General features: G+C 68.1%; 15 protein-coding genes. 12 read left to right on the top strand and 3 right to left on the bottom strand.

Features of this window, described 5'->3' with window-relative positions:
- From VI078_16410 to VI078_16420, 3 genes are all read right to left on the bottom strand, one after another.
- Window positions 1-1424 (bottom strand): hypothetical protein (locus VI078_16410; protein HEY6000871.1); only part of this gene is annotated, 1424 nt, incomplete at its 3' end.
- Between the two features lie 284 nt (window positions 1425-1708).
- On the bottom strand, window positions 1709-3118 hold the full coding sequence (locus VI078_16415; GenBank protein HEY6000872.1) for an FAD-dependent oxidoreductase: 1410 nt from the start codon (window positions 3116-3118) through the stop codon (window positions 1709-1711).
- Window positions 3119-3155: 37 nt separating this feature from the next.
- Window positions 3156-4034, bottom strand: a complete 879-nt coding sequence (locus VI078_16420; GenBank protein ID HEY6000873.1) for a GTP-binding protein — start codon at window positions 4032-4034, stop codon at window positions 3156-3158.
- A gap of 387 nt (window positions 4035-4421) precedes the next feature.
- Between VI078_16420 and VI078_16425 the strand changes: the two genes are divergently transcribed.
- The 12 genes from VI078_16425 (at window position 4422) to VI078_16480 (ending at window position 15318) form a co-directional block, all read left to right on the top strand.
- Complete coding sequence (locus VI078_16425) at window positions 4422-4757, top strand: hypothetical protein (protein HEY6000874.1); 336 nt, start codon at window positions 4422-4424, stop codon at window positions 4755-4757.
- A 44-nt stretch (window positions 4758-4801) separates the two neighbouring features.
- The gene (locus VI078_16430; GenBank protein ID HEY6000875.1) at window positions 4802-5845 is read left to right on the top strand and encodes a uroporphyrinogen decarboxylase family protein; all 1044 of its coding nucleotides are present in this window, start codon (window positions 4802-4804) and stop codon (window positions 5843-5845) included.
- A 227-nt stretch (window positions 5846-6072) separates the two neighbouring features.
- Window positions 6073-6510: a carboxymuconolactone decarboxylase family protein gene (locus tag VI078_16435; GenBank protein ID HEY6000876.1), complete on the top strand. Its 438-nt coding sequence runs from the start codon at window positions 6073-6075 to the stop codon at window positions 6508-6510.
- Between the two features lie 116 nt (window positions 6511-6626).
- Window positions 6627-7574, top strand: coding sequence for a tetrahydromethanopterin S-methyltransferase subunit H (locus VI078_16440; GenBank protein ID HEY6000877.1), 948 nt, complete (start codon window positions 6627-6629; stop codon window positions 7572-7574).
- 40 nt (window positions 7575-7614) lie between these two features.
- Entirely contained in the window at window positions 7615-8646 is a 1032-nt protein-coding gene (locus VI078_16445) for an MtaA/CmuA family methyltransferase (GenBank protein ID HEY6000878.1), read from the top strand.
- Between the two features lie 43 nt (window positions 8647-8689).
- Window positions 8690-9385, top strand: coding sequence for a cobalamin-dependent protein (locus tag VI078_16450; protein ID HEY6000879.1), 696 nt, complete (start codon window positions 8690-8692; stop codon window positions 9383-9385).
- Between the two features lie 7 nt (window positions 9386-9392).
- Window positions 9393-10085, top strand: a complete 693-nt coding sequence (locus VI078_16455) for a 4Fe-4S double cluster binding domain-containing protein (GenBank protein HEY6000880.1) — start codon at window positions 9393-9395, stop codon at window positions 10083-10085.
- 90 nt (window positions 10086-10175) lie between these two features.
- Window positions 10176-12152, top strand: a complete 1977-nt coding sequence (locus VI078_16460; GenBank protein ID HEY6000881.1) for an ASKHA domain-containing protein — start codon at window positions 10176-10178, stop codon at window positions 12150-12152.
- A gap of 49 nt (window positions 12153-12201) precedes the next feature.
- Window positions 12202-13164, top strand: a complete 963-nt coding sequence (locus VI078_16465) for an ABC transporter substrate-binding protein (GenBank protein ID HEY6000882.1) — start codon at window positions 12202-12204, stop codon at window positions 13162-13164.
- Between the two features lie 25 nt (window positions 13165-13189).
- Window positions 13190-13969, top strand: coding sequence for an ABC transporter permease (locus tag VI078_16470; protein HEY6000883.1), 780 nt, complete (start codon window positions 13190-13192; stop codon window positions 13967-13969).
- A gap of 2 nt (window positions 13970-13971) precedes the next feature.
- On the top strand, window positions 13972-14757 hold the full coding sequence (locus VI078_16475) for an ABC transporter ATP-binding protein (GenBank protein ID HEY6000884.1): 786 nt from the start codon (window positions 13972-13974) through the stop codon (window positions 14755-14757).
- A 243-nt stretch (window positions 14758-15000) separates the two neighbouring features.
- The gene (locus VI078_16480) at window positions 15001-15318 is read left to right on the top strand and encodes a hypothetical protein (protein ID HEY6000885.1); all 318 of its coding nucleotides are present in this window, start codon (window positions 15001-15003) and stop codon (window positions 15316-15318) included.
- Window positions 15319-15370: the final 52 nt, after the last annotated feature.

The raw sequence follows: 15370 nt of genomic DNA on the forward strand, positions 1-15370 counted from the left end.
GCGCCTCGGAGGTCTCCAACACCAAGGTAGTACCAAGCAAGCGAAGTATACGGAGGCACATAGTCAGGCTTGATGCTGATGGCCCGCTCGAGTGCGGCAACGCCTTCGGGCCGTTTCATGCCGACAAGCGCATTGCCGAGATTGGCCCACCCCATCCAGAAGTCAGGACGGATATTGACGGACTCCTCAAAGTACTTCGCCGCCTTCTCATAGTCTCGTTGCTGAGCAAGCACCAGTCCGACTCCGTTGACGGCGATCCAGTTCCCCTGCGTCGCCGCCATCATATGGGTAAAGAATGTCGCATCGTCCCTCCAATAGCCAACTTGCTGGCGAGTGAGAGGCGCGAAGACCAACACGCTCGTCAGTGCCGCAGCGCCTGCCGCCACACGGACTGCTCGATGGCTGGCAACGGCCTGTACTTCCCAGGCGATTATCAAAGAAGTGCCAGCCAAAGCCAGGTAGGCATAGCGATCAGCGTAACCCTGGTTCCCGACCTGAATGATGCCAAGAACGGGTGCTAAGCATGTCAGGAACCACACCCATCCCGTGAATAGCCAAGGCCGCCGTACCATCAGGACAACGACTACCCCAGATACGATTGACAGAACGACCGCCGCGCTCAAGACCGTGGTCAGATCAAGTGTCCCCTCGGGGTGCGGGTAGAAGGCGGTCAGGTCATGCGGCCACATCGTCTTTGCGAGATAACTGGGCACGGAATTCACGGCATTCGAAAGACGCCACGACAATGGGAGAGAATACATCATCTCACCACGGCTTTGAGCGATTACAGTGACTGCGCTCGATGCCCCTGCCACCGCCAAGAAGGGGATCTTCTCAACAAGAAGCTTGAGGGTGCCCGCTCGCCGACAGGACGACGTTCCCCGAGGCACCCTTCCAAGAGGCCAATAGTCCAAGACCAACAACAAGAGGGGGAGCGTTACGATCATTGGCTTCGCCATGGTGCCGGCAATGAAGGCAGCCAGACTCGAGTACAGTCTCGATGAACGGTTGGTTCTCAGCCAAGAGAGGTAACTACGCATGCTCAGAAGGCAGAATAGTGCCGCTAGAACGTCTTTTCGCTCACTCGCCCACGCGACCGACTCTACGTGCAGCGGATGAACTGCAAGGAGCGCCGCAACCAGAGCGCTAGGCAGCACGACACCCGTTGCGGCGTGCAGTAACGCGAACAACAACAGTGTATTCGCCAGGTGGAGTCCCAAGTTGACCAAGTGGTGTCCGGTTGGATTCATTCCGAACAGCGACACATCTATTTCGTGGCTGATCCAGGTCAAGGGGTGCCAGTTCCCGGCGTAGAAGGTCGTGAACGCCCAGCGCAAACCGGATGCACTCACTCCGGCGGCCAGGGCGGGATTTTCTGTAATGTAAGTATTGTCGTCAAAACTGACGAACTTGTTCTTGAGCATTGGAGCATATGCTGAAATAAGCAGCAGACTTAGGAAGATGAACATTGATCGGACGAGTCCCCTCGGTTGGCCAATTCGCGGCCTGTTTCCCTTTGACTCGGCGACACGGTGACTCGATGCGGGTGTCAACCGTTCCCCGAGGTCGGGCCGGGACGTTTCGCTCCTCGGAGTCTTCATGCGCCTCTTGTCGCCCAGGCGACGACGTCACGAGGGCGCCGTGAAGGGGACCCAACAATCCCCTTCACGGTTGCCCCAGTCGCTAAGCCCGTCTCGTCATGGGCACGTTACGGGCTGACATCCCTGATTGTAGTTTCTCCGCCGGCCGCCCTTCGCAGGATCCCCTCGGCGGCGAGCCCGCCGTTGAGCGCCGCGCCGACGATGCCGCGCGACTTGCCCACGCCATCCCCGGCGACGAACAGGCCGGGGACGTTCGTCTCGAGCCAGCGGTCCGTCCCGTACTTGGTGTCGTAGAACTTGATCTCCGGCACGTAGATCGTCGTCGAGGGGTGCGCGACGCCGGGGATCACGCGCGAGAGCAGCAGCAGGCTCTCACGCAGGTTGTCCACGATGCGCCCCGGGTACGCGAACGAGAGGTCTCCCGGCGTCACCCCCGGCCCCGGCGGCAGCGTCGGCGTCATCTTGTCGTAGCCGCGCTCGCCGGAAAAGAACGTTTCGCGCTTCGAGCGCCGCCCCGCCACCAGGTCGCCCCAGCGCTGCACCACCAGGCAATCGCCGCCGCCCCAGAAGTTGGCGAACTCCATGACCCGCCGCCCCATCTCGGCGGTGTCCTGCAGCGGCTCGGTCATCGACACCGTGTTGAGGATCGCGAAGTTCGTGCACCCGGTCTTGCGCATCTTGAGCGCGTCGCCGTTGACGAGCCGGCAGCCGTCGCGCGCCTCGGTGCGCACGCGCCCGCCGGGGTTCGTGCAGAAGGTGCGCGTGCGGTCCCCGTGCGTCGGCGTCACGAAGAGGAACTTCGGGTCGTAGAGCACGCGGGTGATCTCGTCGTAGACGGGCGCGGCGACCTCGACGCGGCAGCCGATGTCGATGGCGCCCCAGCGCGTCACGGCGCCGAGCGCGCGGGCGGTGTCGCGGAACCAGCGCGCGCCCCAGCGTCCCGGGGCGGCCAGCACGAAGCGCGCCTCGTGCCGCGCGCCCCCCTGGGTCTGCACGAGAAACCCGCCGCCGGGCGCGCGCTCGATCGACGCGACCCGCGTGCGCAGCTGGAACGTCACCCCGGCTCCGGCGAGTTCCGCCGTGATCCCGTCCACGACCGCGTGCGCCAGGTCGGTCCCCATGTGGCGCTGGCGCGCGGGCACGAGCGTGATGTCCCAGCGGCCGTCCCTCGTCCGCGAGCGCACCCAGGAGACGCGGTCCAGCCAGCCGCGGATGCCCTCCTCGTCCACGCCGTAGAGCGTCGGGTCGGCGCCGTTCGCGAGGAAGACCCCGTCGATGGCGCCGATGCGCTCGAGCGCCTCCTCCTCGGTCAGGCCAAGCTCCGCCAGGTCCAGGCCGATGTGCGGCGAGAGGTTGAGCTTGCCGTCGGTGTTGGCCCCGGCGCCGCCGGTGCGCGGCCGCTCGTCGAGGACGAGCACGGAGAGCCGCCCCGCCAGGCCGCGAGCCGCGAAAAGCCCCGCGGGCCCGGCGCCGACGATGACGACGTCCCACTCCCGGCATTCGGAAGGCGTCACCATCTCTGCCCCGAGGGGATAGCGCACTCCCGCCGCGCGGTCAACCCGCGATGCCCAGCGCCCGCTGGAGCGCCGCCGCGTCGAGCGCTTCGCCGATCACCACCAAGCGGCTCTCCGCGACCGGGTGCGGCCACGGCTCGTCCGCGACCTGGCTGAAGGAGAGGTCGAAGCGCCAGGGCCCGCGGTCGGTGTCGGCCAGCGCCTTGGCGCGCACCGCCTTCCCATGGCGGCCGGCGGCCAGTTCGCGCAACAGCTCCCGCATTGTCTCGACCGGCGTCCCGGGGGCCATGCGCAGCGAGAGCGTCTCGAAGCGGAAGTGTGCGTGGCCCGCGTGCACCACCCCCGCGGTGCGCCTTCCATCCGGCAGCGGCGCGTCGAGCGCGGCGCACACGGTCCGCAGGATCACGGCGCGCGGGTTCAGCCCCTCGATCACCGCCGCCGTCTCGCGCGTCGCTTCCTCGCCCGCGAGGTCGGTCTTGTTGACGAGGATCACGTCGGCGTTGACGACCTGGTCGAGGAAGAACGTCCCGTACATCTCGGCGCGGTACAGCTCGAGGAACTCGGAGGCGTCGATGAGCCCCACGACCGTCGCCGGCCCGACCTCCGCGCTCTCGAGGGCCTCGAGCACCCCCGAGGGCGAGGCGACGCCGCTGGGCTCGATGAGCAGGTGCGCCGGGTCGTACGCGGCGCGCACCCGCTGGATCGTCGTGATCAGGTCGAGCTTGAGCGTGCAGCAGACGCAGCCGCTCGGCAGTTCGACGGCCTCGACGCCACCGGCCGACACGATCTCGCCGTCGATGCCGAGCGCGCCGAAGTCGTTGACGAGCACGACTGCCCGCTCGCGCGCGTTGCGCAGCAGGTTGCCGATGAACGTGGTCTTCCCGGCACCGAGCATGCCGGAGACGACGGTGGTCCGCATGCGTCCTCCTTCAGCCATGATTCCGGCTTCCGAGCCTAGCACCGTTCGTGCCGACGCCGGAAGCCTGACAAATCCCGAAGTAGGGACGAAGTCGGGATCGCAGCCAATGGGGAATACTGCCCCGTCAGGCTGCGGCATTATGCCTCACGGCGGACACCACCAGCGGCCCGGATCCAGCGGTCGGCGGTGGCGATCGCATCGGCCTCAGAGACTCCCACGTCCAGCCACCCGCCGCGCACCTCGTGCCGAAATATCCAACCATGACAGCCGGTTGTGGCGCGAGCCGTGGAGCCTTCGTCGCCATGCCGGCCTGAGCGCCACGCGACCGCCCCCGGCCCGCGGACGGGGGATGGCGCTTGGCATCTTCCATGCAAGCACATACTCCTCATGAAGAGGATCCTCCTCTGCTCCTCAAACCCGCTGCTGGTCAAGTCCCTCTACGCGACGCTCCGGGACGAGGGGTACGCCGTCGAGGAGGTCGAGCATCCCTCGCTGGCGGTGCAGAAGGTCCTCGGCGGCTCCTACGACCTGACGATCATGGACGCGGAGCCGTTCGGGATGTCGGCCGAGGAGGCCGCGCGCGTCCTCGCGGCGATCGCCCCGGGGATGCCGATCCTCTGCACCGGCGGCGAGGGCTGCTGCGGCGCCGAGGGCCGTCAGCTGATCACGGTCCCCGCGGACCTGGACGCCATCAAGGAGATGATCCACCACGTCGCGGCCTGAAGGCTGCCGCGAGAGACCCCCAGACGACAGGAGGGAGCGCAGACATGGCATTGACACCGAAGCAAGGGATCCTCAAGGCGTTCGCACTCGAGAAGGCTGAGCGGGTCCCCGTGACCCTCTTCGGCGCCGGGATGTGGTCGATCAAGGACTTCGGCACGAGCTTCGAGGCGCTCGCGAACGACCCGAAGAAGATGGCGGAGATGTGCGTGACGGAGGCCGCGCGCATCCGCAGCGACGTCGTGTACGTCGGCTCCGGGTACAACAACTTCCACGCCGCGGCGCTCGGCAAGAAGTTCGGCGTGGGCATGAAGTACCGCGAGATGGGCGCCCCGGACATGACGGCGCACTTCGTGCACTCCGAGGAGGACCTCGCCAAGCTCGACATCACGGACCTCGACCGCGAGCCGGTCATCCAGACGGTGCTCGAGGCGACGCGCCTCGTGAACAAGCAGATCGGCGACACCTACCTCGTGACGATGACCTGCTGGGGTCCCTTCACGCTGGCGGCGCGCTTCGTCGGCGAGGAGACCTTCATGAAGGCGACGTTCAAGAAGCCGGCCTTCGTCGAGAAGATGGTGGACTTCTGCGCGGACCTGCTCATCCACCTCTACGAGCCGCTCGTGCGCGACGGCATCCAGTGCCTGAGCATCGCCGACCCGACCGCCTCCGGCGACCTGATCAACAAGAAGCAGATGGAGCGCTTCGCGGTGCCCGGCCTCAAGAAGCTCACCGACTGGGCCAGGAGCAAGGGCGCCTATTCGATCCTGCACATCTGCGGCGACACGAGCGACCGCCTCGACCTGTTCCCGCTGACCGGCGCGAGCACGATCTTCTTCGACCAGAAGGTGGACATGGCCAAGGCCACGGCGGCGCTGTCCGGGAAGATGAGCTTCGGCGGCAACGTCGCCCCGGTGCACGTGCTGCTCAACAAGGACGTCGCGGGCGTCGAGCAGGCCTGCCGCGAGGTGATCGAGGTCGCGGGCAAGGCCCCCGGCTTCATCCTCGTGCCGGGCTGCGACATCCCGCCGACGATCGCGTACGAGAACCTCAAGGCGTTCCACGACGTGGCGCTCGGCTGGAAGCTGTAGGTCGCTGACGATTGCGCCTGGAGCAGGACAGCGATTGGTCGCGGTGTAATGCCGGGGCTGGGGAAGCTCTAGCACCGGAGGTCGAGACTCCAGCCGGGAGGGGGTGAGCGTGACGCTGCCGCGGGAGCGGCGGGCAAGACGGTCGCAAGGCGGGAAGGCGACGGGAGGCAGGACAACCAGCGGCCGAACCGGGGCGTGAGGCGCCGGGGAGGCAAAAGGAGAGAGCGATGGCCCAGATGACGGTGGAGCAGGTCAACGAGTACATGAAGAAGCAGTGCGGGTTCGTCCCGCGCATGTTCCAGATCATCAACACCGTGACCCCGGAGCCCGGCCGGACGTTCGCGGACTTCTACGCGAGCATCTTCGGCGACGGCGCCCTCTCGCGCAAGCACAAGGAGCTGATGTTCATGTCCGGCGGCGTGGCCTACTGCTCCCCGCGCTGCATCATCCACGTGATCCCGGCGGTCAACGCCGGCGCCACGGACGCCGAGGTCTTCGAGGCGGCCGCGGTCGGCATGATCCTCGGCGGCTTCGTGCCGGGCGGCCCCGGCATCCCGTACGCCTTCGAGTACGCCCTCAAGTGCGTCGACATCGCCGCCAAGTACCGCAAGGGCGAGAAGTGGGAGTATCTGCCGGCGCCGCGCTTCGACCACGGCGTCTTCTAGACAGAGCCCGGGCGCGCCGGGAGGGCGGGGCGAGGCGCCCCGGCCCTCCCGGCGCTTGATCCAGCGTTCACGACGGCGCCCGGGGTCTGCCCCGGGGACGAGGAGAGGCGAGAACGATGTTCCGACTGGGTAAAGAGCAGAAGGTCAACGACTTCGCCGGCGCGAAGATCGGCGGCCAGCCGGGGGCGAACCCGCCCCTGCTGATCGCGTCGATGTTCCACAACAAGGACCGCATCCTCGCGGACCGCAAGGGCACCTTCGACCGCGCCAAGGCCACGGAGCTGATCCGCCAGCAGGAGGCGCTCTCGGCCTCCACCGGCATCCCGGGCATGGTGGCGATGGTCGCCAACTCCGCGGAGGAGGCGCAGATCTACATCGACTTCTTCCGCGAGACCACCTCCATGCCCTTCGGCATCGACATGTGGGTCGCGGAGAAGCGCGCGGCGGCCACCGAGTACGTCGCGAAGCTCGGCCTGCAGGACAAGTTCCTCTACAACAGCATCACCCCCTGGGACAAGGACATCCGCGGACAGGTCAACAAGCTCAAGGACCTCGGGATCAAGCACGTCGTGGTCCAGGCCTTCGACGACCAGGACCAGACGCCCGCGGGCCGGCTCTCCTCGCTGCAGAAGCTGCTCGACCAGGGCGCCGGGGAGTTCGAGACGGTGATCGTCGACACCTCGGTCATGAACCTGCCGTCGACGTCGTTCTCGCTGCTGGCCAACAAGCTGATCAAGGAGACCCTCGGCCTGCCCTGCGGCGGCGCCTACTCCAACGGCACGCACATGTGGCAGGAGGCCAAGACGCTCTGGAGCCTGGACGGCTTCAAGGCGATGGACGCCGTCGTCCAGGGGATGGCGAGCGTCCTCTGGTCGGATTTCAACTTCTACGGCCCGATCGTCACCGCGCCGCGCATCTTCCCGGCGGTGGCGGCGGCGCACATCATGCTGAGCACGCTCGTCTACAGCGAGAGCGGGCAGGTGCCCGAGAACGAGAACCTGCCGATCCGCCGCTACTACGGCGAGTTCCTCGGCAAGCTGGCCGCGGGCGGCAAGCGCAAGTGACCGCGGCGGGCGCCGCGCACCAACACGAGAAGGGGGAGGCATGGCACAGGAGATGACGGCAAAGCAGCGCGTGGCGAAGCTCTTCGCCGGGGAGGCGGTGGACCGGATCCCCTGCTTCAGCGGCATGGGCAACGTCACCACCGAGGGGCTCAAGTCCCTCGGCTACCGCTTCGCGGCGATCCACCTCGACGCGAAGATGATGGCTGCCTCGGCGGCGACGAGCTACAAGCTCCTCGGCATCGAGTGCGGCGTGGTCCCGTTCGACCTCTGCGTCGAGGCCGAGGCCATGGGGTGCGAGATCAACGTCTACGCGCACTCCGAGGACCTGCTCTACCCGACGATCAAGCAGAAGCTCATCCACAACGAGGCCGAGATGGAGGTCTCGTTCCCGACGGACATCGCCGGGCGCGGCCGGGTGCCGTTGATGGCCGACGCGATCGGGCTGCTCAAGAAGGAGCTGGGCGACGAGGCGCCGGTGGGCTCGTACGTGCTCGGGCCCTTCACGCTCGCCGGCCAGATCATGGAGCTCAACGACCTGCTCAAGCTCTCGTTCAAGAAGCCGGACAAGGTCGGCGCGCTCCTCGACAAGCTCGCGGGGGTGGCGATCCAGGTGGCGAAGGTCTACCAGAAGGCCGGCGTCGACTACCTGACGGTGCGCGAGATGGGGGCGACCTCCGACGTACTGAGCCCGCGCGTCTTCAAGAACCTGATCCTCCCGTATCTCCAGCGGATCTTCAAGGAGATCACGGTGCCGAGCGCGCTGCACATCTGCGGCAAGACCAACGACATCGTGCCCTTCATGGTCGAGAGCGGCGCCAGGGCGATCTCGGTCGACCAGAAGAACGACGTCGCCGAGACGCGCGCCAAGCTCGGGCCGAAGGCGCTGATCTTCGGCAATTACGACCCGTACAACGTGCTCGTCGCCGGCACCCCGGAGCTGGTGCGCACGACGGTGGGCAAGTGCATCGACGACGGGGTGAGCGCCGTCTGGCCGGGCTGCGACATCTGGCCGACCGTGCCGCCGGAGAACGTCAAGGCGATGCTCGACGAGGTCAAGAGCCATAAAAAATAGCCGCGGCCGCGCACGCGCGCGGACGTGAGGAGGGTGTGACGCGATGGTGACTGAAGAAAAGAAGGCCGAGTTGCTCGAGAAGCTCAAGAATTCCGTCATTCAGTACGACGAGGACGCCTCCAAGGAGGCCGCCAACGAGGTGCTCGCCGTCGGCATGAACGCCAACGACGCGATCTTCAACGGGCTGGTCGCGGGGATGGTCGAGGTCGGCGCGATGTTCGAGCGCCAGGAGTACTTCGTGCCCGAGCTGCTGATGTGCGCCGACGCGCTGTATGCCGGCCTCGACATCCTCAAGCCGCACGTCCAGCAGATGGACCTCGGCGTGAGGGGGTCGGTCGTCATCGGCACGGTCGAAGGCGACGTCCACGACATCGGCAAGAACATCGTCAAGATGATGTTCGACGTCGCCGGCTTCACCGTCTACGACCTGGGCCGCGACGTGCCGCTCGACAAGTTCGTCGAGGAGCAGCTGCGCACGGACTCCGACCTCGTCTGCCTCTCGGCGATGATGACCACGACGATGACCGGCATGAAGAAGGTCATCGACGATCTGCACAAGAAGAACCCCAACGTCAAGATCATGATCGGCGGCGCGCCGGTCTCCGCCGACGTCGCCGACAAGTACGGCGCCGACGGCTACGCCAAGGACGCGACCAACGCGCTCAAGGACGCCATCAACATGGTGGCCTCGCTCAAGAAGCTCAAGGACGAGGCCGAGGCCAAGAAGGCGGGGAAGTAGCGGCGCCATGCGGGAGGAGCTCCGGGGCGAGCTGCTCGGGCAGGGGGCGGCGGTCGTCGGGTTCGCCGCCCTCGCCGGGCACCTCGACGGCCAGATCGCGCACCTGGACCGCGCGGTCTCGATCGGCGTCGCGCGCAGGCTGACCGAGGACACCCTCGGCATCCTCGTGCGGCTCCAGAAGCGGGCGGTGCGCCACCTCAAGGTGCGGGGCTGGCGCACGCTCGCCATCCCCCCGGACTCCGACCGGCGCAAGGACACGTTCGTCTCGAGGCTCTACGCGCTATTCAACCACAAGATGGCCGCGACCTCGGCGGGGATCGGCTGGGTCGGCCGCAGCGGGCTGCTCATCAGCCCGGAGCACGGGCCGCGGCTGACGCTGGCGACCGTGCTCACGGACGCGCCGCTGGCGCCCGACGCGCCGGTCGAGGCCAGCCGCTGCGGCGCCTGCACGCTCTGCCGCGACCACTGCCCTTCCGGCGCGATCACCGGCACGGAGTGGTCCCGGAGCAACCCGTTCGCCGAGCTCGTGCGCCTCGGCGCCTGCCGCAACTACCAGGCGGCCGGGCGCCGGACGCCGGGCAAGCCCACCTGCGGGCTCTGCATCACGGTCTGCCCGTACGGGCGCGCCGGCGTGGGTACGCTCCGGCACAGCGGCGGGGTGGCGCGGAGCGGGGGGCCCCCGGCAGCGCGGAGCGCCTAGCGAAGCGGTGACGGGGGTGCGCAGTGACAGGACCCCGAAGCGCGCCCGGACACTGTTCACAATCATGCAACGTCCAAGGAGAGGTACGGAATGACCAAGAAGTTCAAGGTGATCTTTCAGCCCTCGGGCCGCCGCGGCGAGATCGAGGAGGGCAAGACGCTGCTCGAGGCCGGCCAGGCCCTCGGCGTCGACATCGAGGGGCTCTGCGGCAACAAGAAGGTCTGCGGCAAGTGCAAGGTCCGGATCGAGGAGGGCTACTTCGAGAAGGACAACATCGAGTCCGGCATGGCGCACCTCTCGCCGGTGACCGCGACCGAGAAGAAGCACATCAAGCCCGAGGACGGGCCGGGCATCCGGCTGGCCTGCAACGCCGAGATCCACGGCGACGTGAAGGTCTTCGTCCCCGAGCGCTCGCGCGCCGGCAAGCAGGTCGTGCGCAAGGCGGCCAAGGAGCTCTCGATCGCGCTCGACCCGGCGGTCAAGAAGTACAACGTGGCCCTGACGCCCCCGACGCTGCACGACATGACCGTCGGCGACTACGAGCGGGTGCTCCAGTCGCTGGAGGAGAACTACGGGCTCAAGAACCTCACCTTCGACTTCCTGGTCCTGCGCGACCTCCAGGACGTCCTGCGCCGCGGCGAGTGGAACGCCACGGCGACCGTCTGGATGGACCGCGAGATCATCAAGATGGAACCCGGCTTCGTCGACGCCACCTACGGCCTCGCGGTCGACATCGGCACCACGACCTGCGTCGGCTACCTGACCGACCTGTCCACCGGGAAGGTCGTGGCGACCGAGTCGATCATGAACCCGCAGGTCCCCTACGGCGAGGACGTGATGAGCCGCATCACGTACGCGATGAGCAACCCCGAGGGGCTCCCGACGATGCAGCAGGCGATCATCGCGGGCCTCAACGAGATCATCGAGCGCTCGGTCGCGGAGATTCGCAAGGACGGCCCGCACCCCGGTCACGTCATCGACGACCTGACGATCGTCTTCAACACGGCGATGCACCACATCTTCCTCGGCTTCAACCCCGCCTACATCGGCCGCTCGCCCTTCATCCCCGCGGTCCAGAACTCGCTCGACATCAAGGCGCGCGACCTCGGGCTGCGGATCAACCCGGGCTCGTACATCCACGTGCTGCCGATCGAGGCCGGCTTCGTCGGCGCCGACAACGTCGGCGTGCTCATCGCCGAGGAGCCCTACAACCAGGACGAGATGGTGCTGATCATCGACATCGGCACCAACGGCGAGCTGCTCCTCGGCAACCGGAACAAGGTCTGCTCGACCTCCTGCGCCACGGGACCGGCCTTCGAGGGGGCGCAGATCAAGTTCGGCATGCGGGCCGCCCCGGGCGCGATCGAGACCGTCAACATCGACCCGGAGACGCGCGAGCCGCGCTACAAGGTCATCGGCAAGGCCGACTGGCACACGAACATCGAGAAGGTCAACGCCAAGGGCCTGTGCGGCTCGGGGATCATCGAGGTCGTCGCCGAGATGTTCAAGGCCGGGATCATCGACAAGTCCGGGCGCTTCGTGATGGACCTCGGCACCAACCGCGTGCGCAAGGACGTCGAGGGCAAGCCGGAGTACGTCCTGGCGTGGTCGGACGAGACCTCCATCGGCACGGACATCACGATTACGCAGGCCGACGTGCGCGCGCTCCAGCTGGCCAAGGGCGCGCTCTACACCGGCGCGAAGCTGATGATGCAGCGGCTCGGGATCAAGCAGCTCGACCGCGTCGTGCTCGCCGGCGCCTTCGGCAGCCACATCAACAAGGAGGCCTCCATGGTCCTCGGCATGTTCCCGGACTGCGACCTCGACAAGGTCTACGCGGTCGGCAACGCCGCCGGGGACGGCTCGCGCATGGCGCTGCTCAACCGCCACAAGCGCACCGAGGCCAACGAGCGCGCCCGGTGGGTGGAGTTCGTCGAGATCGCGACCGACCCGAAGTTCGAGAAGGAGTTCATGATGGCGATGCACATCCCGCACATGAAGGACCCCTTCCCGAACGTCAAGAAGCTCCTGGCCGGGACCAAGAGCAAGGTCGTGATCAAGGGCTGATCTGGGCGTATATTGGGGTGGTGCGGGAACGGCCGCGAAAGGAGAACCCATGAAGAGGATCGTCGCTCTCCTGTCGTGTTGTGCGGTGCTCGGGGCATGGCTCGCCCCCGGCGCCGCCGCTGCGGAGAAGCTCCGGCTGGGCTATCTGCGCAGCGACCTGCACCACCTCGCCGCCTGGGTGGCGCTCGAGAAGGGCTACTTCAGGGACGAGGGGCTCGACGTCGAGGTCGCCGGCATCTTCAACGCCGGCGCCGAGGAGATGGGCGCCTTCGCGGCCAACTCGCTGGACGTCGGCTACCTCGGGATGGCCCCGAGCGTCACGGGGGTCGCGAACAAGGCGGCCAGCGTCAAGGCCGAGGCGCTGGCCAACGCCGAGGGATCCGCGATCGTCGTCAGGGCCGGCTCCCCCGCGCGCTCCCTCAAGGACCTCGAGGGCAAGACCATCGCCATACCGGGCTTCGCCAGCGTCCAGGACTTCCTCCTCCACCGCGCCCTGGAGAGCGCGAAGATGGCGCCGGGCGCGGTGAAGATCATCGTCATCAAGCCGCCGGAGATGATCGGGGCGCTCGAGACGGGCCAGATCGACGCCTTCATCGCCTGGGAGCCCCACGCGACCAAGGCCGTGACCAAGGGCGTGGGCCGCGTCCTGCTGCGCTCGGCCGACATCTGGCCGAACCACCCGTGCTGCGTCGTGGCCTTCCAGGGCGACGTCGCGCGGCAGCGCCCTGCCGTGGTCCAGGCGTTCCTCAGGGCGCACGCGCGCGCGACCGCGTTCATCCTCGCCAACCCGGCGCAAGCGGTCGCCGTCGGCGTGAAGTACAGCGGCATGGACGAGACGACAGTCCGCGCCGCCCTCGGGAACATCATCTACCGCACCGAGCTCGAGCGCGCGCCGATCCTCGAGTACGCGTCCTACCTGGCGCGCCTCGGGTACATCAAGGAGACCGATCCGGACGCGCTGCTGCGCGAGTACCTCGATCCGGCGGGGTCCCTCAAGGGACAGCGTCCCTGACCCGCACGCCCGCCGGAGGCCTTCCGTGAGCGCTGGCGCGCGCGACAACCGACGACTCCTGCAGCTGCTGCCCGTTATCGCCGTCGCGGCGCTCTGGGAGGGGCTCGGCGCCGCCGGGATCATCCCCGCCAACCGCCTGCCGCCGCCCTCGAGCGTCCTCGCCGGCGTCGCCGAGCTGCTCTCCCGCGGCCTGCCGCCCGGCGCCGGCCTGCTCGGCCACTGCGCCGCCAGCCTGCGCCGCGTCGCCGGGGGCGTCGGCGTCGCCCTCGTCCTGGCCATCCCGCTCGGGCTTCTCGCCGGCCGCTCCGCGCGGCTGCGCGCGCTCATCCAGCCTTTCGTCGAGCTGGTCCGCCCGGTCCCGCCGCTGGCCTGGGTGCCGCTGGCCATTCTCTGGTTCGGCATCGGCGATCTCTCGGCGGTCTTCATCATCTTCCTGGGGGCCTTCTTCCCGATCCTGCTCAACACCGTCTCCGGGGTGCTGTCGATCGAGCGCGGGCTGCTCGAGGCGGCGATCCTCCTCGGGGCCACCCGGCGCGACCTCTTCCTGAAGGTCCTCGCGCCCGGGGCGACGCCCGCGATCATGACGGGCGTGCGCATCGCGCTGGGGGTCGGCTGGATGACGCTCGTCGCGGCCGAGTTCACGGGCGTCAAGAGCGGGTACGGGCTCGGGTACCTCATCATGACGGCGCGCGACATCCAGCGCGCGGACCTCATCGTCGCCGGCATGCTCGTCATCGGCCTCGTCGGCTTCGCGATGGATGCGCTGATCCGCGTCCTCGAGCGGCGCCTGCTGCAGTGGCGGTGAGCATGGATCTTCGCGTCGAGGGGATCGAGAAGGGCTTCGCCGGCGTCGGCAACGGCGGGCGGCGCCAGGTCCTCGGCGGGGTCTCGTTCACCGCGGCCGCCGGCTCCATCGTCAGCGTGCTCGGGCCCAGCGGCTGCGGCAAGACCACCCTGCTGCGCATCATCGCGGGCCTGGAGACCCCCGACCGCGGGCGCGTGGTGGTCGGCGAGCGGACGGTCGGCGGCCCGCTGCGGGAGATCGGCTACATCACCCAGGAGGCCACCCTGCTGCCCTGGCGCACCGTGCTCCACAACGTCGAGCTCGGGCTCGAGATCGCCGGCGTCACGCCGGAGGAGCGACGGCAGACCGCGCGGCGTCACCTGGACCTCGTGGAGCTGGCCGGCTTCGACGACTACTTCCCCAAGCAGATCTCGGGCGGGATGAAACAGAAGGCGGCGCTGGCGCGCGCCCTCGCGGTCGGGCCGCGCGTGCTGCTGCTGGACGAACCGTTCGCCGCCCTCGATGCCCAGACCCGCAACTCGCTCCAGGAGGTGCTCCTGCACGTGCAGGCGCAGACGCGCACGACGATGGTCTTCGTGACGCACAACGTCGACGAGGCCGTCTTCCTGGGCGACGCCGTGGTCTGCCTGACGGCGCACCCGGCGCAGGTGGGGAAGTCGGTCGCCGTCGAGGCGCCCCACCCGCGCGACCGGACGGGCACCGAGCTCAACGCGCTGCGCAAGGAGCTGCTGGGCTTCCTCGCCGAGGAGCGGCTGCGGGCGCGCCCAGGCGGGCCGAGTCAGCCCTGAGCGTCGGGAGGCCCTTGCGCGCCCTGGCGGCGTTGCGCGGAGGGCTGCTTGTGCGGCGGGCACCAGCCCGCCTCCGCGCGCCCATCCTTGCTGCCTTGCCAGGACCCGCAATGACGCTCCCGCCGCGGCAGGGCAGCTGAGGCGGCACGAAGTCACGACACACGAATCGATCGGCAGAAACGGCCTGCGGGTCACTGGCGCTGCTGCTCATTGTTAGAATGGCGCGGAGAAGGGAGGGCGGGGATGACGAAAGTGACGGTGAACTCGGGCGCGTGCGGCTTCACGTCGGTGATCCGCGCCACGAAGGGCCCGGAACGCACGGTCGACATCACGATCGAGAGCGGCTGCGCGATGGTCCAGAAGCTGGCAGCGGAGGTCACGCGCCTGGCGCGGCGCGACGCCCTGACGGGAATCCTGCAGAACCCGGTCTACCTCGCCGCGGCGCGGCACCTCAAGCACGCGGCCTGCCCGGTGCCGGCGGCGGTGCTCAAGGCGCTGGAGGTGGAGGCGGGGATGAACGTGAGGAAGGATGCGGCGATCACCTTCGAGAAGGACGGGTGAGATCGCAGGCCCTGTGACAGCGCCCAGGGGCGGGACGGCGCCGTGATCAGTG

This window comes from bacterium (assembly GCA_036524115.1).
GTDB lineage: Bacteria > JAUVQV01 > JAUVQV01 > JAUVQV01 > DATDCY01 > DATDCY01.

What these genes read in the sequence shown, in the direction of transcription:
- VI078_16415 (HEY6000872.1), bottom strand. Translation starts at nt 3,118, where the DNA reads ATGGTGACGCCTTCCGAATGCCGGGAGTGGGACGTCGTCATCGTCGGC.
- VI078_16420 (HEY6000873.1), bottom strand. Translation starts at nt 4,034, where the DNA reads ATGCGGACCACCGTCGTCTCCGGCATGCTCGGTGCCGGGAAGACCACG.
- VI078_16425 (HEY6000874.1), top strand. Translation starts at nt 4,422, where the DNA reads ATGAAGAGGATCCTCCTCTGCTCCTCAAACCCGCTGCTGGTCAAGTCC.
- VI078_16430 (HEY6000875.1), top strand. Translation starts at nt 4,802, where the DNA reads ATGGCATTGACACCGAAGCAAGGGATCCTCAAGGCGTTCGCACTCGAG.
- VI078_16435 (HEY6000876.1), top strand. Translation starts at nt 6,073, where the DNA reads ATGGCCCAGATGACGGTGGAGCAGGTCAACGAGTACATGAAGAAGCAG.
- VI078_16440 (HEY6000877.1), top strand. Translation starts at nt 6,627, where the DNA reads ATGTTCCGACTGGGTAAAGAGCAGAAGGTCAACGACTTCGCCGGCGCG.
- VI078_16445 (HEY6000878.1), top strand. Translation starts at nt 7,615, where the DNA reads ATGGCACAGGAGATGACGGCAAAGCAGCGCGTGGCGAAGCTCTTCGCC.
- VI078_16450 (HEY6000879.1), top strand. Translation starts at nt 8,690, where the DNA reads ATGGTGACTGAAGAAAAGAAGGCCGAGTTGCTCGAGAAGCTCAAGAAT.
- VI078_16455 (HEY6000880.1), top strand. Translation starts at nt 9,393, where the DNA reads ATGCGGGAGGAGCTCCGGGGCGAGCTGCTCGGGCAGGGGGCGGCGGTC.
- VI078_16460 (HEY6000881.1), top strand. Translation starts at nt 10,176, where the DNA reads ATGACCAAGAAGTTCAAGGTGATCTTTCAGCCCTCGGGCCGCCGCGGC.
- VI078_16465 (HEY6000882.1), top strand. Translation starts at nt 12,202, where the DNA reads ATGAAGAGGATCGTCGCTCTCCTGTCGTGTTGTGCGGTGCTCGGGGCA.
- VI078_16475 (HEY6000884.1), top strand. Translation starts at nt 13,972, where the DNA reads ATGGATCTTCGCGTCGAGGGGATCGAGAAGGGCTTCGCCGGCGTCGGC.
- VI078_16480 (HEY6000885.1), top strand. Translation starts at nt 15,001, where the DNA reads ATGACGAAAGTGACGGTGAACTCGGGCGCGTGCGGCTTCACGTCGGTG.